Source organism: Streptomyces sp. NPDC030222 (assembly GCF_055573115.1).
In genome coordinates, this window is record NZ_JBVICA010000001.1 from 25,185 (window position 1) to 48,568 (window position 23,384).

General features: G+C 71.9%; 18 protein-coding genes and 1 pseudogene. 4 read left to right on the plus strand and 15 right to left on the minus strand.

The window, feature by feature from the left end; genetic code table 11:
• Positions 1-117: 117 nt before the first annotated feature.
• A complete protein-coding gene (locus ACZ4Z5_RS00110; RefSeq protein ID WP_468255473.1) occupies positions 118-2,865 on the minus strand; it encodes a putative bifunctional diguanylate cyclase/phosphodiesterase in 2,748 nt (915 codons plus the stop codon).
• A gap of 454 nt (positions 2,866-3,319) precedes the next feature.
• On the minus strand, positions 3,320-4,258 hold the full coding sequence (locus ACZ4Z5_RS00115; protein ID WP_468254121.1) for a 2-hydroxyacid dehydrogenase: 939 nt from the start codon (positions 4,256-4,258) through the stop codon (positions 3,320-3,322).
• 80 nt (positions 4,259-4,338) lie between these two features.
• On the opposite strand from ACZ4Z5_RS00115, the gene ACZ4Z5_RS00120 reads away from it, so the two are divergent.
• Together ACZ4Z5_RS00120 and ACZ4Z5_RS00125 are read left to right on the plus strand one after the other, a co-directional pair.
• The gene (locus ACZ4Z5_RS00120; RefSeq protein WP_468255476.1) at positions 4,339-5,334 is read left to right on the plus strand and encodes an aldo/keto reductase; all 996 of its coding nucleotides are present in this window, start codon (positions 4,339-4,341) and stop codon (positions 5,332-5,334) included.
• A gap of 226 nt (positions 5,335-5,560) precedes the next feature.
• Complete coding sequence (locus ACZ4Z5_RS00125; protein ID WP_468255478.1) at positions 5,561-6,685, plus strand: PQQ-dependent sugar dehydrogenase; 1,125 nt, start codon at positions 5,561-5,563, stop codon at positions 6,683-6,685.
• 290 nt (positions 6,686-6,975) lie between these two features.
• Here the strand turns inward: ACZ4Z5_RS00125 and ACZ4Z5_RS00130 are convergent, their stop codons facing one another.
• The 12 genes and pseudogenes from ACZ4Z5_RS00130 to ACZ4Z5_RS00185 all read right to left on the minus strand — a co-directional run.
• On the minus strand, positions 6,976-9,198 hold the full coding sequence (locus ACZ4Z5_RS00130) for an MMPL family transporter (RefSeq protein WP_468254126.1): 2,223 nt from the start codon (positions 9,196-9,198) through the stop codon (positions 6,976-6,978).
• A gap of 130 nt (positions 9,199-9,328) precedes the next feature.
• Positions 9,329-9,802 (minus strand): phospholipase domain-containing protein, encoded by a 474-nt coding sequence (locus tag ACZ4Z5_RS00135; RefSeq protein ID WP_468254130.1) that lies wholly within the window; start codon positions 9,800-9,802, stop codon positions 9,329-9,331.
• 201 nt (positions 9,803-10,003) lie between these two features.
• Positions 10,004-11,515, minus strand: coding sequence for an Asp-tRNA(Asn)/Glu-tRNA(Gln) amidotransferase subunit GatB (gene gatB / locus ACZ4Z5_RS00140; RefSeq protein WP_468254133.1), 1,512 nt, complete (start codon positions 11,513-11,515; stop codon positions 10,004-10,006).
• 16 nt (positions 11,516-11,531) lie between these two features.
• Positions 11,532-11,771 (minus strand): hypothetical protein, encoded by a 240-nt coding sequence (locus tag ACZ4Z5_RS00145; protein WP_468254136.1) that lies wholly within the window; start codon positions 11,769-11,771, stop codon positions 11,532-11,534.
• Complete coding sequence (gene gatA / locus ACZ4Z5_RS00150) at positions 11,768-13,279, minus strand: Asp-tRNA(Asn)/Glu-tRNA(Gln) amidotransferase subunit GatA (RefSeq protein ID WP_468254141.1); 1,512 nt, start codon at positions 13,277-13,279, stop codon at positions 11,768-11,770. Before gatA ends, ACZ4Z5_RS00145 begins: the two co-directional genes overlap by 4 nt.
• 7 nt (positions 13,280-13,286) lie before the next feature.
• On the minus strand, positions 13,287-13,583 hold the full coding sequence (gatC, locus tag ACZ4Z5_RS00155; protein ID WP_468254145.1) for an Asp-tRNA(Asn)/Glu-tRNA(Gln) amidotransferase subunit GatC: 297 nt from the start codon (positions 13,581-13,583) through the stop codon (positions 13,287-13,289).
• Between the two features lie 322 nt (positions 13,584-13,905).
• Positions 13,906-16,038, minus strand: a complete 2,133-nt coding sequence (locus ACZ4Z5_RS00160) for a putative bifunctional diguanylate cyclase/phosphodiesterase (RefSeq protein ID WP_468254149.1) — start codon at positions 16,036-16,038, stop codon at positions 13,906-13,908.
• 227 nt (positions 16,039-16,265) lie between these two features.
• On the minus strand, positions 16,266-18,410 hold the full coding sequence (gene ligA / locus ACZ4Z5_RS00165) for an NAD-dependent DNA ligase LigA (RefSeq protein ID WP_468255481.1): 2,145 nt from the start codon (positions 18,408-18,410) through the stop codon (positions 16,266-16,268).
• A 72-nt stretch (positions 18,411-18,482) separates the two neighbouring features.
• Complete coding sequence (locus ACZ4Z5_RS00170; RefSeq protein ID WP_468254154.1) at positions 18,483-19,481, minus strand: methionine synthase; 999 nt, start codon at positions 19,479-19,481, stop codon at positions 18,483-18,485.
• Positions 19,478-20,176, minus strand: a complete 699-nt coding sequence (locus ACZ4Z5_RS00175) for an SDR family oxidoreductase (RefSeq protein ID WP_468254158.1) — start codon at positions 20,174-20,176, stop codon at positions 19,478-19,480. Before ACZ4Z5_RS00175 ends, ACZ4Z5_RS00170 begins: the two co-directional genes overlap by 4 nt.
• A gap of 7 nt (positions 20,177-20,183) precedes the next feature.
• On the minus strand, positions 20,184-20,723 hold the full coding sequence (locus ACZ4Z5_RS00180) for an LOG family protein (RefSeq protein ID WP_468254161.1): 540 nt from the start codon (positions 20,721-20,723) through the stop codon (positions 20,184-20,186).
• Positions 20,720-21,167, minus strand: a pseudogene (locus tag ACZ4Z5_RS00185) (helix-turn-helix domain-containing protein); the annotation flags it as partial. The gene ACZ4Z5_RS00180 and the pseudogene ACZ4Z5_RS00185, both read right to left, overlap by 4 nt.
• A gap of 9 nt (positions 21,168-21,176) precedes the next feature.
• On the opposite strand from ACZ4Z5_RS00185, the gene ACZ4Z5_RS00190 reads away from it, so the two are divergent.
• Entirely contained in the window at positions 21,177-21,341 is a 165-nt protein-coding gene (locus ACZ4Z5_RS00190) for a zinc-binding dehydrogenase (RefSeq protein WP_468254164.1), read from the plus strand.
• Between the two features lie 125 nt (positions 21,342-21,466).
• Here the strand turns inward: ACZ4Z5_RS00190 and mnmA are convergent, their stop codons facing one another.
• Entirely contained in the window at positions 21,467-22,600 is a 1,134-nt protein-coding gene (gene mnmA / locus ACZ4Z5_RS00195) for a tRNA 2-thiouridine(34) synthase MnmA (protein WP_468254166.1), read from the minus strand.
• Positions 22,601-22,677: 77 nt separating this feature from the next.
• Here mnmA and ACZ4Z5_RS00200 point away from each other — a divergent pair, with 77 nt between their 5' ends.
• Complete coding sequence (locus ACZ4Z5_RS00200) at positions 22,678-23,322, plus strand: N-acetylmuramoyl-L-alanine amidase (protein ID WP_468254170.1); 645 nt, start codon at positions 22,678-22,680, stop codon at positions 23,320-23,322.
• Positions 23,323-23,384 lie beyond the last annotated feature (62 nt).

The following is a 23,384-nucleotide window of genomic DNA, read 5'->3' on the forward strand; positions in this document are numbered from 1 at the left end:
GGGAGCGCGCCGGTGGTGTCATCAGGGTGTCTGGGGCCCTGATCAGCCGACGCGCTTTCCAAGTACGAGAATTCGGGTGCGCATGGCACTGACCCTCCCCCCGCCGCACCGGATGTGTCAAGTGGGTGGGACGGGAGTCTCATTATTTGAGCGCATCGGAGGACGGCCGGAAAGCGCCGGAAGCGCCATGCCTCCCGGGACCGGGAAATCGCCCTTCGCCAGCGCCCGGCGTAGCCGGTACTCGTCGACCGGGCCGGAGAAGGCCATCCCCTGGCCGTGGGTGCAGCCCATGGCCCGCAGGGCGACGACCTGCTCGGGCAGGTCCACGCCGTCCGCCACCGACTCCATGCCCAGGTCGCAGGCGATCCGCAGCAGTCCACTGGTGATCTTATGGAGCCGGGCGGACTCCACCACCCCTTCGACCAGTCCGCGGTCCAGCCGCAGGAGATCGACGGGTAGCCGGCGCAGGGCGTGGATGGCGGCGTAGCCGCTGCCGAAGCAGTCGAGGGCCACCCGGACGCCGAGTCTGCGCAGGACGGTCAGACGCCGCTCCAGCTCGTCGAAGGAGATCCGCGGATCGCTGTCCGCGAGCTCCACCACCAGCCCGCCGGACGGCAGGCCGTGCCGGGCGAGCAGCGCCTCCAGCGAGCCCAGCGGCAGGTCCTTGTCGAGCAGCCGGCGGGCGGGGACGCGGATCACCACCGGCATGTGGTGGCCGTCGCGGGCCCGCTGGGCCGCCTGCTCGACCGCCTTCTCCAGCATCCAGACGCCCAGCTCCGCGGCCCGGTCGGTGTCCGGGGCGTCCTTGTCGGCGACGCGCAGGAACTCCGCGGGGGTGAAGAGGATGCCCTGGGCGGATCTCCAGCGCGCCTGGGCGGTGACCGCCGAGATCCGGCCACTCGCGAGATGCACCACCGGCTGGTGGAGCAACGCGAACTCGCCGTTGTGCACGGCGGTGCGCAGCCTGGTGGCCAGCTCGGACTTCCGGACGCTCTCGGCCCTCAGGTGCGGCGCGTACAGCTCGACCCGGTTCTTGCCTCCTGCCTTGGCGCGGTACATCGCGAGGTCGGCGTTGCGCATCAGGGCGGTGGGGGTGGTTCCCGCCTCGGCGAACGCCACCCCGATCGACGCCGCCACCCGGACGTCCTGGCCCTCGATGCCGTACGGCTGGGAGAGCGTCAGGCGCAGCCGGTCCGCGATCTCGAGCACCTGGCGCTCCCGGGCACTGCCCTCCCGTCCGCCGTCGCCCAGGATCAGCGCGGCGAACTCGTCGCCGCCGAGCCGGGCCGCGGTGTCCCCGGCCCGCACCGAGTCCTGGAGCCGGCGGGCGGCCTGGACGAGCAGTTCGTCGCCGGCCTGGTGCCCGATGGTGTCGTTGACCGCCTTGAAGCCGTCGAGGTCGATGAAGAGCACGGCGGTCCCGGGGTCGGTGACCCGGCGGCCGCCGAGCGCCTGCCGGACGCGTTCGGTGAACAGGGACCGGTTGGGGAGGTCGGTGAGCGGATCGTGCTCGGCGTTGTGCTGGAGCTGGGCCTGGAGCCTGACCCGTTCGGTCACGTCGCGGCTGTTGAAGATCAGCCCGCCCTGGTGGCGGTTGACCGTCGATTCCACGTTGAGCCAGTCGCCGCCGCCCGAGCGGAAGCGGCACTCGATGCGCGTGGTCGGCTCCTCGGCGGGCGGTGCGGCGAGGAACCGCCGTACCTCGTGGACCACACGGCCCAGGTCCTCCGGGTGGATCAGCGAGGCCAGCTCGGACCCGACGAGGTCGTCCGCCTCGCGGCCGTACACCCCGGCCGCCGCGGGGCTCACGTACCGCAGCACACCGGTCGGAGCGGCGATCATGATGACGTCGCTGGATCCCTGCACCAGGGAGCGGAAGTGGTTCTCCTTCTGGGCCAGTTCCTGGGTGAGGGCGATGTTGTCGAGCAGCATGATGCCCTGCCGGACGACCAGCGCGAGGACGACCGTACAGCCGGTGAACAGCACCACGCGGTCCACGCTGCGGTCCTCGATGACGTTGTAGAGAATGCCCAGTGTGCAGACGGCCGCGGCGAGATAGGGCGTGAGGGCCGCCAGGGAACCGGTGACCGGCCGGCTGGGCTGCCGTGACGGCTGCGGCGGTTCGTCGTCGGGGTCGGGCCGGCGGGCAGCGGCACCCCAGGGGGCGTACGCGAGCAACAGGGAACCCGCGAACCAGCCGGCGTCCAGGAGCTGCCCGGAGCGGTAGCTCTCCCGCAGCAGCGGGGAGGTGAACAGCGCATCGCACATCACGGTCAGGGCCAGTGCCGCGATGGCCGTGTTGATCGCCGAGCGGTTCCCCGAGGAGCGCCGGAAGTGCAGCGCCAGCACCATGCTGACCAGCACGATGTCCAGCAGCGGATAGGCGAGGCCCAGCGCGGTCCTGGCGACGCCGACGCGGTCGAAATGGGTGGTGTGCGCGAGCGCCAGGCTCCAGGAGAGCGTGAGCAGCGAGCCGCCGATCAGCCAGGCGTCGAGCACCAGACAGATCCAGCCGGCCCGGGTGACCGGACGCTTGGCCAGAACCAGCAGCCCCACGATGGCCGGGGGTGCGAAGCACAGGAACAGCAGGTCCGCGAGGGAGCAGTCCGGCACGGGCCGGCCCAGCACCACCTCGTACCAGCCCCAGACGGCGTTGCCGCCGGCCGCCATCGCGGAGGACACGGAGAACAGCACCCAGGCGGGCCGGAGACGGCCCTCCAGCCTCCGCGCGTAGAGCAGACAGGACACTGCCGCGGCTGCCGCGGCGGCGCTGAGCCCGAAGTCGCCCATGACGAGGGCGACCTGGGCGGAGCCCCAGCCGAAGGCCGCGCCGGTGGCATAGCCCCCGCACACCAGGGCCAGCATCAGCTGGGGGAACAGGGCGGCCCCGGTGCCGGAGATCTCGTCGGCTCCGATGAACGTGCCAGGCGCGGCCACGTGCGGGGCCACCGGGACGTCCGCCGGGCCGCTCACCGGGCCGCTCCCGTGCCCAGGACCATCGGGCGGAGGGCCCGCCGGCCGGGTCTGCGCCGCTGCGCACACCGGAGCCGCGGTGCGTTCCGTCGCGTCGGATCGTCGACCCATCGCAGGTGCATCGTCCGTCGCCCCCCTCGCAATCTGATACGGCAGACCGATCGCTCGCCCGCGCCGTCAGCGTGCGCGGTGCAGCCCCCAGATCGGGACGATACACCAGTACCGTCACTCAGGGACATACTCCATCTACTCAGCGTGACGATGACGGCAATTGCCGGTACAGTACGCATCTGCACGACTCCGGAGCGTCGCAGCCGGGGGTTGCGGGACCCGTGCGTCGTACGGGTCAGGAGGTCGTCAGCACGAGGTTCTCCAGCGGTTCCCCGGCGGCGAACCGGGTCAGCTGTGCGACGAGCAGACGTTTGGCCCGGGGCAGGAAGGCGGTCGAGGGACCGCCCACGTGCGGGGTGATCAACACCCCCGGAGCCCGCCACAGCGGGTGGTCGGCGGGCAGCGGTTCGGGGTCCGTGACGTCGAGCGCGGCGGTGATCCGGCCGCCCTCCAGCTCCTTGAGGAGGGCACCGGTGTCGACCACCGGGCCCCTTGCGACGTTGACGAGCAGGGCCCCGTCCTTCATGCGGGCCAGGAAGCCCGAGTCGACCAGTCCCTCGGTCTCCTGGGTGAGCGGAGTGGTGATCACCACGACGTCCGCCGAGGGCAGCAGCGAGGGGAGCTCGGCGAGTGCGTGCACTTCGCCGCGCTCCGTGGTGCGGGCGGAGCGCGCGACGCGCGCCACCCGCGCGCATTCGAAGGGAACGAGCCGGTCCTCCACGGCCGCACCGATCGCGCCGTAGCCCACGATCAGGACCGACCTGTCGGCGAGCGACGTCCGGAACCCGGAGCGCCACTCCCCCCGGTCCTGGCCCCGCACGAAGTCCGGGATACCGCGCAGCGAGGCCAGGACGAGGGCCAGGGTGAGCTCGGCGGTGCTGGCCTCGTGGACGCCGCGCGCGTTGCACAGCTGCACGCCGGGGCGCAGCGAGCCCAGTCCCTGTTCCACGTGGTCGATGCCTGCCGTGAGCGTCTGGACCACGCGCACGGACGACATGGCGGCCAGCGGGCGTACCGAGACCTCTGAACCCTTCATGTACGGGACCACGTAGAAGGCACAGGCGGCCGGATCCGCGGGGTAGTCGGCGGCGCCGTCCCAGAAGAGGTAGTCCAGATCCGAGGGAAGGCCCTCGATCTCGCCCGCGGGGTAGGGAAGCCACACGTCTCCAGTCATGCCAGGAGGCTATGCGAAGCACGGCCCCCACCCCATGAGGTTGGATTGGGGAGTTGCTTCAGGGGGAGGGGTTCGAGCAGGTGGAGCGCAGGACGATCGGTGCTTCGGCACTCGCGGTGGGCGCGGTGGGACTCGGCTGCATGCCGATGAGCTGGGCCTACACCACCTCCCGGCAACAGGGCGATCGATCGCTGCGGACCGTGCACACGGCGCTCGACGCCGGCGCCGTCCTGCTCGACACCGCCGACATGTACGGCCCGTTCACCAATGAGCTGCTGGTCGGGCGGGTGCTGCGGGAGCGCCGCGCGGACGCCTTCGTGTCGACCAAGTGCGGTCTGCTGGTGGGGAACGACCAGCACGTCGTCGCCAACGGCCGCCCCGGGTACGTGCGGAGGGCCTGCGACGCCTCGCTGCGGCGGCTCCAGACCGATGTGATCGACCTGTACCAGCTCCACCGGCCGGACCCCGAGGTGCCGGTCGAGGAGACCTGGGGGGCGATGGCGGAGCTGGTGACGGCCGGGAAGGTGCGGGCCCTCGGGTTCTGCGCCGTGGGGCACGGCACGTCACGGCGCGGTGGTGCGCCCACCTACGCAGGAACGATCCGGCAACTGGAGCGCGTGCAGCAGGTGTTCCCGGTCTCCGCGGTGCAGGCGGAGCTCTCGGTGTGGGCACCCGAGGCGCTGGCCGCCCTGCTGCCCTGGTGCGAGGCCCGAGGCGTCGGGTTCCTGGCCGCGATGCCGCTGGGCAGCGGCTACCTGACGGGCACGCTGACTCCCGGGCAGGGTTTCGAACGCGACGACGTACGGGCCCGGCATCCGCGGTTCACCGCCGAGATGATGGCCGCGAACCAGCCCCTCGTCGCGGGACTGCGCCGGGTGGCGCAGCGTCACGGCGCCACCCCCGCGCAGATCGCCCTCGCCTGGGTGCTCTCCCGCGGCCGCCATGTGATCCCCGTCCCGGGCACCAAACGCCCCGGCTGGGCGCTGGAGAACGCCGCGGCCGCCGCCGTCCGGCTGACGCCGCAGGACACGGCGGAGATCGCCGGGCTGCCCCCGGCGCGCGGCTCCTGGGACTGACGGACGCCCGCCTCCGCGGCGCTCCCGCCGACGGACGGATCCGGTGCCCGGGGATGCCCGGCGCCCTTCGCCGCGGGACCCTGGAGGGGCGTCCGGCAGTATCGGTCCGGGGAACATCACCGTGCAGAGCAGAGGACACTCCTTGGCGCACCGCCCGCCGTCGAAGGGAACCGGAACCGTGCAACGTCCCGCAGTCACCGCCGGGTTGGCGGCCACCGCCGTCGCGATGCTGTTCGTGGCCGGGTGCTCCGGGCCGGGCGGCGGCGACCCCGGGGGCGGGCGTCCGACCGCGCCCGCGAGCGCCACCGCCCCGGCCGCCGCGTCGTCTCGGGGCGGCACGGCGAGCACGCCGCCCGCGAAGGGCTCGGTGACGGTCGCGTCCACCGTGACCGAGGACCTGGCCACGCCCTGGGGTCTCGCCGCGCTGCCCGACGGCGACCTCCTGGTCTCCTCGCGCGACCGGGGGACGATCACCCGCGTCGACGCGGAGACCGGCAGGAAGACGCTGCTCGGCACGGTCCCCGGGGTCTCCCCCGGCGGTGAGGGAGGGCTGATGGGCCTCGCCCTCTCCCCCTCGTTCGGCCAGGACCGGCTGGTCCACGCGTACTTCACGACCGAGTCGGACAACCGCATCGCGCGCATGCTGTACGACGAGCGGAAGCCGGCCGGCCAGCAGCTCGGCGCGCCCGACACCATTCTGCGCGGTATCCCCAAGGGCACCATCCACAACGGCGGGCGGATCGCCTTCGGCCCGGACGGGATGCTCTACGCGGGAACGGGCGAGACGGGCGACACCCGGCTGTCCCAGGACCGGAAGTCCCTCGGCGGCAAGATCCTCCGCATGACCCCGGACGGGGAGCCCGTGCACGGCAATCCGGACGTCGGCTCGGTCGTCTACTCGTGGGGGCACCGCAACGTCCAGGGCCTCGCCTGGGACGCGGACAAACGGCTGTGGGCCTCGGAGTTCGGCCAGCACACCTGGGACGAGCTCAACCTGATCCGGCCGGGCGGCAACTACGGATGGCCGGAGGTCGAGGGCAGGGCCGGACGTTCCGGCTACATCGACCCGGTGGCCCAGTGGAAGCCGTCCGATGCCTCGCCCAGCGGCATCGCCTACGCACAGGGGTCCATCTGGATGGCCGGCCTGCGGGGCGAGCGCCTGTGGCGCGTTCCGCTGCGCGGCACCGAGGCGGCCGCCGCCCCCGAGGCGTTCCTGTCCGGCCGGTACGGCCGGCTGCGCACGGTCCTCGCGGCGGGCGGCGACAAGCTGTGGCTGGTCACCAGCGAGACGGACCAGCGCGGGACCCCCGGGCCCGGGGACGACCGCGTCCTGTCCCTCACCGTGCGCTGACCGGCGGCACCGGGCCGCCCGCGGCTCATCCGGCGACGGGGGCCTCCGGACGGTGCACGGCGCGGGGAGACCTCCGGCCGCCGTGCGGGATCGGGAAGCCCCCGGCCCCTGCGCAAAGGCCGACGATTCCTCCGGCCGGTGTCATCTGACGGTCGGCGAGAACTCCAGCCGGTGTCGGACGGCCGAGGAGACCTCCCGGGGGTGTACGGGGAACCACGGGCCCCTCGCGTACGAGCTCCCGAGGCCGGAGGCCTGCCCGGCAGCCACCGTCCCGGGCGGGTCTCAGCGACTCACCGCGCCGGCGGCCCCGCCGTGACCGGCTCGCCCTCGCGGATCTGCCGCGGGACCGGAGCCCCATGCGGCACCAGGTCGGGCGGCTCGATGCTGATGCGCGGAAGGAGCCGGTCGAGCCAGCCGGGCAGCCACCAGTTGGCGCTGCCCAGCATGTGCATGAGGGCGGGCACCAGTAGGGTGCGCAGGACGAACGCGTCGAGGGCGACGGCGGCGGCGAGCGCGATGCCGAACATGGCGATGACCCGGTCGCCGCTGAGGACGAAGGCCAGGAAGACCGAGATCATGATCACGGCCGCGGAGTTGATCACGCGGCTGGTCTCGGCGAGCCCCACGCGGACGGCCCGTCGGTTGTCGCCGGTCTCCAGCCACTCCTCGTACATCCGGCTGACCAGGAAGACCTGGTAGTCCATGGAGAGGCCGAACAGCACCGAGACCATGATCACGGGGAGGAAGGGCTCGATCGGTCCGGAGCTTCCCAGGCCGAGCAGCTCACTGCCCCAGCCCCACTGGAAGACGGCGACGACCACGCCGAACGCGGAGGCGACCGCGGCCACGTTCATCAGCGCGGCCTTCAGCGGGATGCCGATCGAGCGGAAGGCCAGCAGGAGCAGGACGCAGCCGAGGGCGATGACGACGCTCACGAAGAGGGGCAGCTTGCCGACGATGATCCCGGCGAAGTCGTCGTAGGCCGCGGTGACGCCGCCGACGTGGACGTCGAGGCCGGTGCCGTGTTCGGCGGCGGGCAGGACGTCCGTGCGGAGCCGGTCGACGAGGTCGCTGGTGGCCTTCGACTGGGGGGCGTAGTCCGGAACGACGGTGAGGAGCGCGGTGTCGCCCTTGCTGTTGATCACGGCGGGGGTGGCCGAGGCGATGCCGTCGGTTTCGCGGAGCACGCCGGGCAGGGCCTCAAGGGCGAGCCGGTCGGCGGCGCCGTCGACCTCGGCGACCAGCGTGAGCGGGCCGTTGACGCCGGGACCGAAGCCGTCGGCGAGGAGGTCGTAGGCCTGGCGGGTGGTGCTTCCGGCCGGATTGTTGCCCTGGTCGGAGGTGCCGAGGTGGAGCGAGAGGGTCGGCGCGGCGAGGACGAGCATCACCGCGGCGGCGACCGCGCCGAGCAGCTTGGGATGCCGTTCGACGAACGCGGACCAGCGGGCCGCGAATCCCGTGGGCAGCTCCGGCTCGGGGCCGTGCTCGGCGAGGCGGCGGCGCTCACGCGGGTTGAGCGCCCGCATGCCGATGAACGAGAGCAGCGCGGGCAGCAGCGTGACGGAGGCCGCGACGGTGAGGACGACGGTGAGCGACGCGGCTATCGCGACGCCGTTGAGGAAGCCGAGCCGCAGGATCAGCATGCCGAGCAGGGCGATGCAGACGGTCGCTCCGGCGAAGACCACGGCTCGTCCGGTGGTCGCCACGGCGTTCCGCGCGGCCTCCTCGACGGACAGGCCTCGGCGGAGCCCCCTGCGGTGCCGCGTGACGATGAACAGCGCGTAGTCGATGCCCACGCCCAGGCCGATGAGCATGCCGAGCATCGGGGCGAAGTCGGCGACGGTCATGACGTGCCCGAGGAGCACGGTCCCCGCGTAGGCGGTGCCGACGCTGACGAGCGCGGTGGCGATGGGCAGCAGGCTCGCGGCGAACGATCCGAAGGCGACGAACAGCACGACCGCGGCGACGACCACCCCGACGACCTCGCTGAGGTGGGCGCCGGGGGACTCGGTGCCGGCGATGGCCCGGCCGCCGAGCTCGACGCGGAGGTCGGTGCCGGTCTCGGCCTTCTTGGCGACGTCGACCACGGCCTGCGCCTGGGAGACCGGGACGTCGTCGGCCTCCTCGGTGAAGGTCACCAGGGCGTACGCGGTGCGGCCGTCCTCGCTGATCCGGTCGGCCCCGTCGGGCTGGTACGGGCTGCTGACGGATGCGACTCCGGGCAGTTCGGCCACCGTGCGGAGGGTGCCGGACATCAGCTCCCGGACGCCCGGTGACCGGACGGTGCCGTCGGAGGTGTGCCAGACGATGGTGTCGACGTCACCGCCCCGGCCCGGGAAGCCCTCCTTGAGGAGGTCCTCCGCACGGCCCGACTCGGCGCCCGGGACGCGGTAGTCGTTGGAATAGGCGGTGCCCGTCGCGACCGCGGCGGCAGCTGTGCCGCCGAGGGCGAGGATCCACAGCAGGACGGCGGCGAGGCGGTGCCTGAGGCACCACCGTGCGATAGCGGCCAACGGATGAGCTCCCTGGATGGTTCGTGGATCTTCTCCGGGAACTGTCCCCTGCAGCCGTCAAAGAACCCTTCGCCTACAGCTCGCCACTATGACAGTGATTAGTGATCCTTTGTCCGTTTAGTGGCATTCCTCACACCGGCGCGCACCGGACGCCGCAGTGGTCCGCGCCTCCGTGCGGAACGCCGCGACGGGTGGTGTGCGCGATGTAGCCGAGCGGTCGCACCACGAAGGTCAGGCGGGAGGTGCCGCGGTTGACGAGGGTGAGGTGGACGTCGCGGTGATGGTGGTCGATCGACGAGGAGACCTCCGCGCCCCTGCGGGCCGCGCCCGCGAACTCACGCCGGAACCAGTTGGGCCCGGTGATCGTGAAGCGGTACGAGTCCCGGGCGAGCGGAACGGTCCAGTGCGCACTGCCCCGGACGTCGCGGTGCTGGGGAACGTCGTACTCCCCCGCGTACGGGTACGGCGCGAGGGGCACGCTCGACCGGCCCTTGTTGCCGAGCGACAGTTCGACGCTCTTCCCGTCCTCGGCGACCCTGCGTACACGTCCGGCTGGTAAGGCAGCGGGCGCGCGGGGCGGGTGCCGGGCTTCCTGGACGGGCATCCGCTGCTCCGCGGGCGGTGCGGGCCGCCAGCGGCCGCTGAACGCGGGAATCGGGCCCGGCTGCTCCACGTCGGGCTGCCGGTGACCGCCACACACGGGGGCGGCACGGGCGACGCCACACACGAAGGCGGCACGGGCGACGCCACACACGGAGGCGGCCCGCACCGGATCGGTGCGGGCCGCCCCTGGCCTGTGCGTGGATCAGCCTTCGCTGACGCCCAGCTTCTCCAGGATGAGCTCCTTGACGCGGGCCGCGTCGGCCTGGCCGCGGGTGGCCTTCATGACCGCGCCGACCAGCGCGCCGACCGCGGCGACCTTGCCGCCGCGGATCTTGTCCGCGATGGCGGCGTTGCCCGCGATGGCCTCGTCCACGGCGGTGCCGAGGGCACCCTCGTCGGAGACGACCTTCAGACCGCGCTTCTCGACGACCTGGTCCGGGTCGCCCTCGCCGGCGAGAACGCCCTCGATGACCTGACGGGCCAGCTTGTCGTTCAGGTCGCCGGAGGTGACCAGCGCCGCCACCCTGGCAACCTGTGCCGGGGTGATGGCCAGCTCTTCGAGCGACCGGCCGGCCTCGTTGGCGTGCCGGGACAGCTCGCCCATCCACCACTTGCGGGCCTGGTCGGCCGGCGCGCCCGCGTCGATGGTGGCGACGATCGGCTCGATGGCGCCGGCGTTGAGGATGGACTGCATGTCGTGCTCCGACACGCCCCACTCCTGGCGGAGACGGTTACGGCGCAGACGGGGCAGCTCGGGCAGCTCCGCACGGAGCTGCTCCACCCAGTCGCGGGACGGGGCCACCGGCACGAGGTCGGGCTCCGGGAAGTACCGGTAGTCCTCGGCCTCCTCCTTCACCCGGCCGGACGTGGTGGAGCCGTCCTCCTCGTGGAAGTGACGGGTCTCCTGCACGATGGTCCCGCCGGAGGAGAGCACCGCCGCGTGGCGCTGGATCTCGAAACGGCAGGCACGCTCGACGGACCGCAGCGAGTTGACGTTCTTCGTCTCGGAGCGGGTGCCGAACTTCTCGGTGCCCTTGGGACGCAGCGACAGGTTCACGTCGCAGCGCATCTGGCCCATCTCCATCCGGGCCTCGGACACGTCGAGCGCCTTGATGAGGGCGCGCAGCTCGGCGACGTACGCCCGGGCGACCTCGGGGGCGCGCTCACCGGCGCCGACGATCGGCTTGGTGACGATCTCGATCAGCGGGATGCCGGCGCGGTTGTAGTCCAGCAGCGAGTGCTGTGCGCCGTGGATGCGGCCCGTGGCACCGCCGACGTGCGTCGACTTGCCGGTGTCCTCCTCCATGTGCGCGCGCTCGATCTCGACGCGGAAGACCTCGCCGTCCTCCAGCTGGACGTCCAGATAGCCGTTGAAGGCGATCGGCTCGTCGTACTGGGAGGTCTGGAAGTTCTTCGGCATGTCCGGATAGAAGTAGTTCTTCCGGGCGAAGCGGCACCATTCGGCGATGTCGCAGTGCAGCGCGAGTCCGATCCTCATGGCGGACTCGACGGCCACGGCGTTGACGACCGGCAGGGAGCCGGGCAGGCCGAGGCAGGTGGGGCAGGTCTGCGTGTTGGGCTCGGCGCCGAGCGAGGTCGAGCAGCCGCAGAACATCTTGGTCTTGGTGCCGAGCTCGACGTGCACCTCCAGGCCCATGACGGGCTCGTAGGCGGCGAGGGCGTCCTCGTACGACACCAGTTCAGTGACGGTCACGGTGAAAACTTCCCTCTCAGCCCAGCAGGACGTCGTCGTCGCCCAGGCGCTTCAGCTCCCGGTAGAGGATGGCCAGGCCGGTGACGATGGCGGCGGCGGACACCGCGGCGTCGATCAGCCGGAGCGTGTCGTGCTCCATGCGGGCCTTCCTGGCCTGCTTGTACACGCTGACCGCGCCGAACGCGGTGGTGCCCATGGTCAGGTACGTACCGGTCTTGGACTTCTTGAAGCCCTTGGCCTTGGTCAGTGCACTCACAGCGACGGAGCCTCCTCCAGCAGCGGGTGACCCCAGCGTTCCACGAAGGCGGCCTCGACGGCGGCACCGACCTTGTAGAGGCGGTCGTCCTTCATGGCGGGGGCGATGATCTGCAGACCGACCGGCAGGCCGTCCTCCGGCGCGAGGCCGCAGGGCAGCGACATCGCGGCGTTGCCGGCCAGGTTGGTCGGGATGGTGCACAGGTCGGCGAGGTACATCGCCATCGGGTCGTCGGCGCGCTCGCCGATCGCGAAGGCGGTGGTCGGGGTCGTCGGGGAGACGATCACGTCGACCTTCTCGAAGGCCTTCTCGAAGTCACGCGTGATGAGCGTGCGGACCTTCTGGGCACTGCCGTAGTACGCGTCGTAGTAGCCGGAGCTGAGCGCGTACGTGCCGAGCATGATGCGGCGCTTGACCTCGTCGCCGAAGCCCGCCTCACGGGTGAGGGCGGTGACCTCCTCGGCGGACCGGGTGCCGTCGTCGCCGACGCGCAGGCCGTAGCGCATGGCGTCGAACCGGGCGAGGTTCGAGGAGCACTCGGACGGCGCGATCAGGTAGTACGCGGAGAGCGCGAGGTCGAAGGACGGGCAGTCCAGCTCGACGATCTCGGCGCCGAGCTCCTTGAGCAGCTCCACGGACTCGTCGAAGCGCTGCACGACTCCGGCCTGGTAGCCCTCGCCGCGGAACTGCTTGACCACACCCACGCGCATGCCGGCGACGGAGCCGTTCCTCGCGGCCTCGACCACCGGCGGAACCGGGGCGTCGATCGAGGTCGAGTCCAGCGGGTCGTGCCCGGCGATGACCTCGTGCAGCAGGGCGGCGTCCAGGACCGTGCGGGCGCACGGACCGCCCTGGTCCAGCGAGGAGGAGAAGGCGACCATGCCGAAGCGGGAGACCGCGCCGTAGGTCGGCTTGACGCCCACGGTGCCGGTGACGGCGGCGGGCTGGCGGATCGAGCCGCCGGTGTCCGTGCCGATGGCGAGCGGCGCCTGGTAGGAGGCGAGCGCGGCGGAGGAGCCACCGCCGGAACCGCCGGGGATCCTGGTCAGGTCCCAGGGGTTGCCGGTCGGGCCGAACGCGCTGTTCTCGGTGGAGGACCCCATGGCGAACTCGTCCATGTTGGTCTTGCCGAGGATGACGACGTCGGCGGCCTTCAGCTTCTTGGTGAGCGTCGCGTCGTACGGCGGGATCCAGCCCTCGAGGATCTTGGAGCCGACGGTGGTCGGCACGCCCTCGGTGGTGAAGATGTCCTTGAGCGCGAGCGGCACACCTGCCAGCGGGCCGAGCTTCTCGCCCCGGGCGCGCTTCTCGTCGACGGCGCGGGCCTGCGCCAGGGCGCCCTCACGGTCGATGTGCAGGAAGGCGTGGACCTTCTCGTCGACCGCTTCGATGCGGGCGAGGTGCGCCTCGGTGACCTCGACGGCGGTGAGCTCGCCGGAGGCGATCTTCCCGGCGATCTCGGCCGCGGTCAGCTTGATGAGGTTCTGGGTGTTCTCTTTGGCCGTCATGGCTGTCTTAGTCCTCCCCCAGGATCTGCGGCACCTTGAAACGCTGCTGCTCCTGGGCCGGGGCGCCGGAGAGCGCCTGCTCGGGGGTGAGCGACGATCGCACCTCGTCGGCGCGCATGACGTTGGTCAGCGGCAGCGGGTGGGAGGTCGGCGGTACGTCTTGGTCGGCGACTTCGGAGACGCGGGCGACCGCGCCGATGATGTCGTCGAGCTGGCCGGCGAAGTGGTCGAGCTCTTCGTCCTTCAGCTCCAGACGCGCCAGCCGGGCGAGGTGGGCTACCTCCTCGCGCGTGATGCCAGGCATGCAGCGATCCTTCAGGGAGTGATTTGTGGTTTCGGGCCCAATCCTATGGGGCGGCCGCCCGTCACCGCGAAACGCTTGACCCCTCCTCACCTCTCCTCGGGCCGTGCGGCCGGGGCCGGCCAGTTCTCCAACACGACGTGGAGTGCGTCGACGACCCGCTCCCAGGAGGCCCGGCGGTCACGCGGGTGCCCGAACCGACCGTTGGCCTCGAGGTCGGCGACGGGCCCCTGGAGTCCGTGGGGAGCGGGTGCCGGCGACGGCACCTCGAGGCTGGTCGACGGTACGCCAGGACGCGGCGGCGCCTCCACGGGCGCCGCGTGTGTCAGCGGGGCTCTCGGGGCTGGCCGGACTGGAGGACGACGTGGCCGCCCGTGGCGTGATCGGCAGAGGCAGGCGGAAGCTCCGCAGGGCGGCGCCAGCCGTGTTCGCCGCGGGCTCGCAGCCACGCCGTGGTCTCGGCGGGGGGCATCGCGGCGGCCACCAGCCAGCCCTGCACCGCGTCACAGCCCAGGTCGCGCAGCCTCTCCCAGGTCTCGTCGTCCTCGACGCCCTCGGCGACGACCAGCAGCCCGAGGGAATGGGCGAGGTCGACCGTGCAGCGGACGATCTCGGCGTCCTCCGTGTCCACGGCCAGCCGCGCCACGAACGACCGGTCGATCTTGAGCTCGCTGACCGGCAGCCGGCGCAGATGGACCAGCGAGGAGTAGCCCGTCCCGAAGTCGTCCAGGGACATCTTGACGCCGTGCCCGGTGAGCCCGGCCAGGGTGTCGGCGGCCCGCTGCGGGTCCTCCAGCAGGACGTGTTCCGTTATCTCCAGCTGCAGTGCCCCGGCGGGGACCCCGTGCCGGGCGAGCCGCGCGGCGACGGCACCCGCGAAGCCGGGCGTGTGCACATCGCGGGGCGACACATTGACGGCCACCGGGACGTTCAGGCCCTGGGCGCGCCACCGGGCCACCTGGGCGAGGGCGGTCTCCAGTACGTACTCCGTCAGATGGGGCATCAGCCCGGAGGACTCGGCGATGGCGATGAACTCGTCCGGAGGGACCCGGCCGCGCTCGGGGTGCACCCACCGGACGAGCGCCTCCAGACCGGCGACGTGGCCGTCGAAGCGGACCTTCGGCTGGTAATGGAGCTCGACCTGACCGGCGTCGAGGGCACGCCGCAGGTCGCCGAGCAGTCCGAGCCGGTCGGGGGTGTTGGAGTCCCTCTTGGACTCGTACACCTCGACTCCCGTGCGGTCCCGCTTCGCCTGGTACATGGCGACGTCGGCGCGCCGCAGCAGGCCTTCGGCGTCGAGGGCGTGGTCGGGGAAGACGGCCACCCCGGCGCTGGCCTCCAGGACCAGGGTGAGTCCGTCGAGGTCGAGCGGCGAGGACAGTTCGGCGACGAGATGGCGGGCCACCCGCTGTGAGCTGGTGGCGGAGTCGGCGACCGGCAGGAGGACGGCGAACTCGTCGCCGCCGAGCCGGGCGGCCTCTGCCCCTCGGGGCAGGGCCAGCCGCAGGCGCTCGGCGATCTGCAGCAGCAGCCGGTCGCCGGCGAGGTGTCCGAGGGTGTCGTTGACCGACCGGAAACGGTCGAGGTCGATCAGCACGAGCGCGGAACGGGTGTCGTTGCCCTCGGCCTCCTCGAGGGCGGTCCAGGTGCGCTCCAGCAGCCACTGCCGGTTGGGCAGTCCGGTGAGCGGGTCCCGCAGCTGCTCCTCGGCGCGGGCGCGGGCGATCCACAGGGTGGAGTCGAGGGCGACGAGGGGGACCGCGAACAGGGGCAGCAGGATCGGCCGCTCCGTGGCGACGACGCAGATCAGCGGGGCGATGCCGAGCAGGGCGACCGCAACGAGGCCCTGCCTCAGCAGGGCCGTCCGGGCGACGGTGGAGAGTCCGGCACCGCGCGGTGCCATGGCGAACCAGAGCAGCACCCGGGTGACGGCAAGGTAGGTGAGGGCCGCGAGAACGACCTCCGGCGCGGTCGAAACCCCCCATTCGGCGGGCGGCCAGGGGAGTTCCACGGTCGGGACGTCACCGAAGAGGGCGAGCACCAGGGCCGCCGCGCCGATACCGAGGACATCGGCCGAGCCGTGCAGCACCCCTTGTCGCCAGCGGTGCCTGCGGGCCGCGCCGACCAGGGTGACCACGGCGAGGCTGACCAGCCCGGCGGGCACCCAGCCGTAGAGCAGCAGCACCGCGAGGGTGAGGGCGGCCCCGGAGCCGGTGCCGCCCCACCAGCGGTCACGCCCCAGGGCGACCAGGTGACCGACGATGATGCCGGTAAGCAAGGCCATGGACCAGCCGACCGTGCCCTCGGGGAACAGGGCGTGCCCGGTGCGCAGGGCCTGGACGAAGCCGGTCAGCAGAACGACGCCCGCCAGCACCGGGACGAGGACGGGCAGTCCGGAGGCGCGGGTCGCGAAGACGCGCAGTCTTGCGAGCGGGGCGGCGCTCTCGGTCGGTTCCATTCCCGTCCCTCTCACTGCCGGCAGTGACCATCCCTCGTGATGGCTCCGATGTCATGCCACCACGGCCGGAAACCCACCTCGCAACCGTGCACGACAGGCGCACATCTCAACAGTAGGCCGCGGAAGCCCTGGACGGGCAGCGGTCCGTCGCGGTTGCCCGAATGCGATCCGGGCTCTCACGGCCATCTGCTATGGGCAGAACGGGTGATGTTCCCATGCTGTTCCCCTCATTCCTCCGTGCCTTCCGAGGCCGGCGCCGCGGCCTCCCGCGCGGCCTCGGGGCCTTGCTCCAGCAGGATCGCGAAGCCGTCCTCGTTCAGAACCGGAACCTTCAGCTGAACTGCCTTGTCATATTTCGATCCAGGATTGTCACCGACGACCACGAACGACGTCTTCTTGGACACGGAACCGGTCACCTTGGCTCCGCGGCTTTGCAGCGCCTCTTTCGCGCCATCCCTGGTGAAGTTCTGCAGCGTGCCGGTGACGACCACGGTGAGGCCCTCCAGCGGACGCGGTCCCTGCTCCTCTCCTGCGCCTTCCTCCTCCATGCGTACCCCGGCGGCACGCCACTTGCGCAGGATCTCGCGGTGCCATTCCTCCTCGAACCACTGCTTGAGCGAGGCGGCGATGATGGGTCCGACGCCCTCGACGGCGGCGAGCTCCGCCTCGGAGGCCTGCTCGATGCGGTCGACGGAGCGGAACTCGCGGGCCAGTGCCTCGGCGGCGACCGGGCCGACATGACGGATCGACAGACCGGTGATGATCCGGGCGAGGGGGCGCTGCCTGGCAGCCTCGATGTTCTCCAGCATGGCGAGGGTGTTCTTCTTGGGCTCGCCCTTCTGGTTGGCGAAGACCCTGACGATCTTCTCCTCGCCCGTCCTGGGGTCGCGCTTGGGCAGTCCGCTGTCCTGGTCGAGGACGTAGGCCTTGATGTCCAGCAGCTGTTCGATGCGGAGGTCGAACAGGTCGCCCTCGTCGACGAGGGGCGGCTCCGCGGGCTCCAGAGGCTTCGTCAGCGCCGCGGCGGCCACATAGCCGAAGTTCTCGATGTCGAGGCAGCGACGGCCGGCGAGGTAGAACAACCGCTCGCGCAACTGGGCGGGACAGGTACGGCCGTTGGGACAGCGCAGGTCGACGTCGCCCTCCTTCATGGGCCGCAGCGCGGTGCCGCACTCGGGGCAGTCGGCGGGCATGACGAACTCGCGCTCGGTGCCGTCGCGCAGGTCGACGACCGGGCCGAGGATCTCGGGAATCACGTCACCGGCCTTGCGCAGCACGACCGTGTCCCCGATGAGGACGCCCTTGGCCTTCACCACGTCCTGGTTGTGCAGCGTGGCGAACTCCACCTCGGAACCGGCGACCTTGACCGGCTCCACGACCGCGTACGGCGTGACCCGGCCGGTGCGGCCCACGCCGACCCGGATGTCGACGAGCTTGGTGTTGACCTCCTCCGGCGCGTACTTCCAGGCGATGGCCCAGCGGGGCGCGCGGGAGGTCGAGCCGAGCCTGCCCTGGAGCGGGATCTCGTCGAGCTTCACGACGACGCCGTCGATCTCGTGCTCCACGGAGTGGCGGTTGTCCCCGAAGTACGCGATGAACTCCCGCACCTCCTCCAGCGTGCCGACCACCTTGTTGTGACGGGCCGTGGGCAGGCCCCACTCGCGGAGCAGGTCGTAGGCCTGCGAGAGGCGGCCGATGTCGAGTCCGTCGCGGGCGCCGATGCCGTGCACCACCATGTGCAGCGGGCGGGTGGCCGTGACCTTGGGGTCCTTCTGGCGCAGGGAGCCCGCGGCGGCGTTCCGCGGGTTGGCGAAGGGCTTGTCGCCGGCCTCGACGAGCCGTGCGTTCAGCGCCTCGAACTCCTCCATCGGGAAGTAGACCTCGCCGCGGATCTCCACGAGGGCCGGGATGCGGTCGCCCTTGAGGCGGTCCGGGATCTCGGTGATCGTCCGCACATTGGGGGTGATGTCCTCGCCGGTGCGTCCGTCGCCCCGGGTGGCCGCGCGGGTCAGCCGCCCGTTCTCGTACGTCAGGTTGACGGCCAGGCCGTCGACCTTGAGTTCGCACAGGAAGTGGTACTCGGCGGCGCCGACGTCCCTCGCGACGCGCTCCGCCCAGGAGGACAACTCCCCGTCGTCGAAGGCGTTGTCCAGGGACAGCATCCGCTCACGGTGCTCGACGGAGGTGAACTCCGTCTCGTACGCCCCCGCGACCTTCTGGGTCGGGGAGTCGGGGGTGCGCAGCTCGGAGTACTGCTCCTCCAGGGCCTCCAGCGAGCGCAGCAGCCGGTCGAACTCCGCGTCGCTGATGACCGGCTGGTCCTTGACGTAGTACCGGAAGCGGTGCTCCTCGACCTGCTCGGCGAGAAGCATGTGCTGTTCCCGTGCCTCGGCGGGCACCGCCGACTGCTGTTCGCCAGCCACCGTCCTGTCCTCCCGTTCCCGTCACTCTGGGTTGTCTGCGAGCGATCTCGCGGCCCGGACGCAATGGGCCTGCGCGGTGCGGGCGTACGCGGGTGAAGCACCCGCCAGACCGCACGCGGGGGTGATCACCACGGAGTCCGCGAGGGTCCCCGGATCGAAGCCCAGCCTGCGCCAGAGCGTCCTGACACCCATGACGCTACCGGCAGGGTCCGACAATGCCGTGTCCGTGCCCGGCACGACGCCGGTGAGCAGGCGGGTGCCGCTCTCGACCGTCTCACCGATCGCCTCCTCGTCACGTTCGGTGAGCAGTCCGAGATCGAAGGACACCCCCGCGGCCCCGGCCCGGCGCAGCAGTGCGAACGGCACGTCGGGGGCGCAGGAGTGCACCACCACCGGACCGTCCGCCACGCCGATCACGTCCCGCAGGGCGCTCTCGACGATCTGCCGGTCCACCGCCCGGTGGGTTCGGTAGCCGCTCGCCGTCCTGACCTGTCCGCGCAGCACGGCGGTCAGCGACGGCTCGTCGAGCTGGAGGACCACCCGGGCGCCGGGCACCCGCCGCCGCACCTCCGCGAGGTGGGCGCCCAGTCCCTCGGCGAGCGAACCCGTCAGGTCGCGGCAGGCACCGGGGTCGCTCAGCGAGGACTCGCCGTTCTTCAGCTCCAGCGCGGCGGCGAGCGTCCAGGGGCCCACGGCCTGGACCTTCAGCGGCCCCTCGTAGCCCTGGGTGAACTCCTCCAGGGCGTCGAGGTCCTCGCCGAGCCAGGAGCGGGCGCGCCGGGTGTCCCGGCCGGGCCGGTCGCCGACCCGCCAGCCGCTGGGCTCCACCCGCGCGTACACGTCGACGAGCAGTCCCGCGGTCCGCCCGATCATGTCGGCGCCCGGCCCGCGGGCGGGCAGTTCGGGCAGGTACGGGAACTCGTCGAACGTGCCGGTGACCGTTCTCGCGGCCTCCCGGGCGTCTCCCCCGGGCATCGATCCGACTCCGGTGGCCGGACCCCACACGACGTCCTCGCTCATCGGCCCGGCCGCACCGTCAGATCGTTGACCTCGGCGTCGCGCGGGAGGTCGAGGGCCATGAGGATCGTGGTGGCCACGGATTCGGGGTCGATCCAGCGGGAGGGGTCGTACTCCTTGCCCTCCTGCTGGTGCACCTTCGCCTGCATGGGGCTGGCGGTGCGGCCCGGATACACGGAGGTGACCCGGACGCCGTTGCCGTGCTCCTCGTGGCGCAGGGAGTCGGCGAGGGCCTTCAGTCCGTGCTTGGACGCCGCGTAGGCGGACCAGTCGGCGTGGGCGTTGAGGCCGGCGCCGGAGTTCACGAAGACCACGTGGCCCTGGGAGACGCGGAGTTGGGGCAGCACGAGCCGGGTCAGTTCGGCGGGTCCGACCAGGTTGACGTTGAGCTGGTGCTGCCAGGTCCTGGGTGTGAGGTCGCCGACGGCACCCAGGTCGACGACACCGGCGATGTGCAGGAGCGAGTCGAGCCGGTCCGGCGGGGACTGGTGGGAGAAGGCCCAGGAGAGCCGGCCGGGCTCCGCGAGGTCGCCGACCAGGGTGTGCGCGCCGGGGAACGCGGCCGCGAGGTCCTTGGCGCGTCCGGCGTCCCGCGCCAGCAGCACCAGCCGGTCGCCTCGCTCGTGCAGGCGGCGCGCGACGGCCGCGCCGATGCCGGAGCCCGCTCCGGTGATCAGATGGGTAGCCATACCGGACATGCTCGCATCACCGACCCGCACCGGACTCCTCCAGGTGGGAAAGTGCCGCGACACCGTTCTCCGCGAAGAACACCAGGTCGCCGAGGGGGACGGGCAGGAAGCCCTCCTCGTCCATGCGCCGGAATTGCTGCTTCAGGCCGTCGTAGAACCCCGCGGTGTTGAGCAGCACGACGGGCTTTGCGGTGTGGCCGTGCTTCTTCAGCTCCAGGATCTCGGTGGCCTCGTCCAGGGTGCCGGTACCACCCACCATGATCACGACCGCGTCGGACCGGGCGAGCATCTGCGCCTTGCGGTCGGCGAGATCCCGGGCGAACACCATTTCGTCGGCGTCCCGTCGCGCTTTCGCGGCGAGGAACTCCACCGAGACCCCGACCAGTCGGCCGCCCGCCTGCTGCACCCCGTCCGCGACGACCTTCATCAGGCCCACTTCGGAGCCGCCCCACACCAGGGTGTGGCCGCCCTTGCCGAGCAGCTCGGCGAACTCCCGGGCCGGGCGGGTGTACCGCTCGTCGAGGTCGGCGGAGGAGAGGAAGACGCAGATGTTCATGCGGCCACGGTACGGGGGCCGGACGGACCGCTCCAGGCGGCCTCCGCCGTCGTCCGGAAAGTGCGGCGGTAGGCGATCGGGGAGACGCCGAAGGCCGTGCGCATGTGCGCGCAGGGAGTTGCCGGTGCCGAAGCCGGAGCGATGGGCGACCAGGTCCACGGACAGGTCGGTGGTCTCCAGCAGTCGGCGTGCCGGCTCCAGGCGCTGGGCGGTCAGCCACTGGCCGGGGGTCATGCCCGCCTCGTCGCGGCAGCGGCGGGTGAAGGCGCGCAGGCTCATCCGGGCGTGCGCGGCGAGTTCGGTGAGGCTGATCGGACGCTGGAGGCGCTCCAGGGCCCGGGCGCGGGCCGCGGAGGTGGTCGCCTGCGCCGGTTCGGGCACCGGTCGCTCGATGTACTGGGCCAGGCCTCCGTCCCGCCACGGCGGTACGGCGTCCGCACGGGCTCCACCCTCGTGGAACCCGACAACAGGGGGCTCACGGCGATCGCCCGGCTCGTCGAGGAGGGCCGACTCCCGCCGGTGATCGACACGGTGCTCCCGCTGGAGCGGGCCGCGAAGGCCCATGAGCTCGCGGAGAGCGGCCGGACGACCGGCAAGATCGTGCTGACGGTGGTCTGAGCCGCTGCCGGTGTCACCTGACCGGACCCCGTCGGCCCCACGGGGGCGGCGGGTCCGATGCCTACAGGGGGCCGGGTCCACGGGACGCGCGGGCCGGGGGTCCATGGCCCGCGTGGCCGGCGGTGCTACGAGACGGCCGCCGCCTGGCTCGCCCGGGTCGTCGTCGCGATGGTCGCCGAGCCCACTACGCGGGTGCCGTCGTAGAGGACGATCGCCTGGCCCGGCGCGACGCCACGGACCGGCTCGTCGACGAAGGTGACGTGCAGTTCGCCGTCGACCAGGGACGCCGTCACCGACGTCTCGCCGCCATGGGCGCGGAGCTGGGCGGTGTACGTGCCGGGACCGGCCGGGGCTGTCCCGCACCAGCGCGGCTTGATCGCGGTGAGGGCGGTGACGTCGAGGGCCTCGACGGGGCCCACCGTCACGGTGTTGTTCACCGGGGAGATGTCCAGTACGTAGCGGGGCTTGCCGTCGGGGGCGGGGTGGCCGATGCGCAGACCCTTGCGCTGTCCGATGGTGTAGCCGTAGGCGCCCTCGTGGGTGCCGACCTGCTTGCCCGACTCGTCGACGATCGCGCCTTCCGCCCTGCCGAGCCGCTGCGCGAGGAAGCCCTGGGTGTCGCCGTCCGCGATGAAGCAGATGTCGTGGCTGTCGGGCTTCTTGGCGACGGCCAGCCCACGGCGCTCGGCCTCGGCGCGGATCTCGTCCTTGGTCGTCAGGGTGTCCCCCAGCGGGAACATGGCGTGGGCGAGCTGCCGCTCGTCGAGCACACCGAGGACGTACGACTGGTCCTTGGCCATGTCACTGGCCCGGTGCAGCTCCCGGCTGCCGTCCTCGTTCACCACGACGGTCGCGTAGTGTCCGGTGCACACGGCGTCGAAGCCGAGGGCGAGGGCCTTGTCGAGCAGCGCCGCGAACTTGATCTTCTCGTTGCAGCGCAGGCAGGGATTGGGCGTACGGCCCGCCTCGTACTCGGCGACGAAGTCCTCCACCACGTCCTCGCGGAACCGCTCCGCCAGGTCCCACACGTAGAAGGGGATGCCGATGACGTCGGCCGCGCGGCGGGCGTCACGGGAATCCTCGATGGTGCAGCAGCCGCGGGCACCGGTGCGGAAGGACTGCGGGTTGGCGGAGAGCGCCAGGTGCACGCCGGTCACGTCGTGGCCCGCCTCGGCCGCGCGGGCCGCGGCCACGGCGGAGTCCACCCCGCCGGACATGGCGGCGAGGACGCGGAGGGGACGCTGAGGAGTCTGAGTCATAGCACCCTCCAGGGTACGGGCCCCGGGAACCGGGATCGCCCGGGTGTGCGTTGTGGATCTCGAAGGGGGTGGTCTCCATGGGGACGGACACGAGCCGGCGGGTCGGACGGCGTGCCCTGCTGCTGGGCGGCATCGGTGCGGCGGCGGGCGCCGGGCTGCTCGCCAGGGAGGAGCTCGGCCGTCTGTGGTGGCGGCTGCCGGGCGTGGACAAGCCGCGCAAGGAAGGCGAGCTGGACCACGCGGGGGCGGAGTGGACCGCGGCGTCCCCGGCGAACTGGCGGCGGGCCGACCGGCCCGCGGACTTCGTGATCGACCGGGTGGTGGTGCACGTGGTGCAGGGCAGCTACCCCACCGCCCTGAAGGTGTTCAAGGATCCCGAGCACGGCGCGGCCGCACACTACGTGGTGCGCAAGGACGGCCATGTCGCCCAGATGATCCGTGAGCTGGACGTGGCGTACCACGCGGGCAGCCGGCCCTTCAACGAACGCAGCATCGGGATAGAGCACGAGGGTTTCGTGGACAAGCCGCGGTCGTTCACGGACGAGATGTACGCGGCGTCTGCGGCGCTGACCGCGGGGATCTGCCGGAGGTACGGCATACCCGTGGACCGGCAGCACATCGTGGGCCATGTCGAGGTGCCGGGCACGGACCACACCGACCCCGGCCCGCACTGGGACTGGGACCGCTATCTGAACCTGGTGCGGAGCAGGTCGGTGGCCTGACCCGGGCCGGGGGGGGGGGTCGATCTCGGTAATCAGGATGGACGGCTGGAAGGTGGGGCGAG

Bases quoted from the DNA above. Each gene is read 5' to 3' on its own strand.
- ACZ4Z5_RS00135 (WP_468254130.1), bottom strand. From the start codon at position 9,802: ATGCCCGTCCAGGAAGCCCGGCACCCGCCCCGCGCGCCCGCTGCCTTA.
- ACZ4Z5_RS00200 (WP_468254170.1), top strand. From the start codon at position 22,678: ATGGGGACGGACACGAGCCGGCGGGTCGGACGGCGTGCCCTGCTGCTG.
- ACZ4Z5_RS00125 (WP_468255478.1), top strand. From the start codon at position 5,561: ATGCTGTTCGTGGCCGGGTGCTCCGGGCCGGGCGGCGGCGACCCCGGG.
- ligA (WP_468255481.1), bottom strand. From the start codon at position 18,410: ATGCTTCTCGCCGAGCAGGTCGAGGAGCACCGCTTCCGGTACTACGTC.
- ACZ4Z5_RS00160 (WP_468254149.1), bottom strand. From the start codon at position 16,038: ATGGAACCGACCGAGAGCGCCGCCCCGCTCGCAAGACTGCGCGTCTTC.
- ACZ4Z5_RS00110 (WP_468255473.1), bottom strand. From the start codon at position 2,865: ATGCTGGCCCTGGTGTGCGGGGGCTATGCCACCGGCGCGGCCTTCGGC.
- ACZ4Z5_RS00175 (WP_468254158.1), bottom strand. From the start codon at position 20,176: ATGTCCGGTATGGCTACCCATCTGATCACCGGAGCGGGCTCCGGCATC.
- ACZ4Z5_RS00180 (WP_468254161.1), bottom strand. From the start codon at position 20,723: ATGAACATCTGCGTCTTCCTCTCCTCCGCCGACCTCGACGAGCGGTAC.
- ACZ4Z5_RS00170 (WP_468254154.1), bottom strand. From the start codon at position 19,481: ATGAGCGAGGACGTCGTGTGGGGTCCGGCCACCGGAGTCGGATCGATG.
- gatA (WP_468254141.1), bottom strand. From the start codon at position 13,279: ATGACGGCCAAAGAGAACACCCAGAACCTCATCAAGCTGACCGCGGCC.
- gatC (WP_468254145.1), bottom strand. From the start codon at position 13,583: ATGCCTGGCATCACGCGCGAGGAGGTAGCCCACCTCGCCCGGCTGGCG.
- mnmA (WP_468254166.1), bottom strand. From the start codon at position 22,600: ATGACTCAGACTCCTCAGCGTCCCCTCCGCGTCCTCGCCGCCATGTCC.
- ACZ4Z5_RS00115 (WP_468254121.1), bottom strand. From the start codon at position 4,258: ATGACTGGAGACGTGTGGCTTCCCTACCCCGCGGGCGAGATCGAGGGC.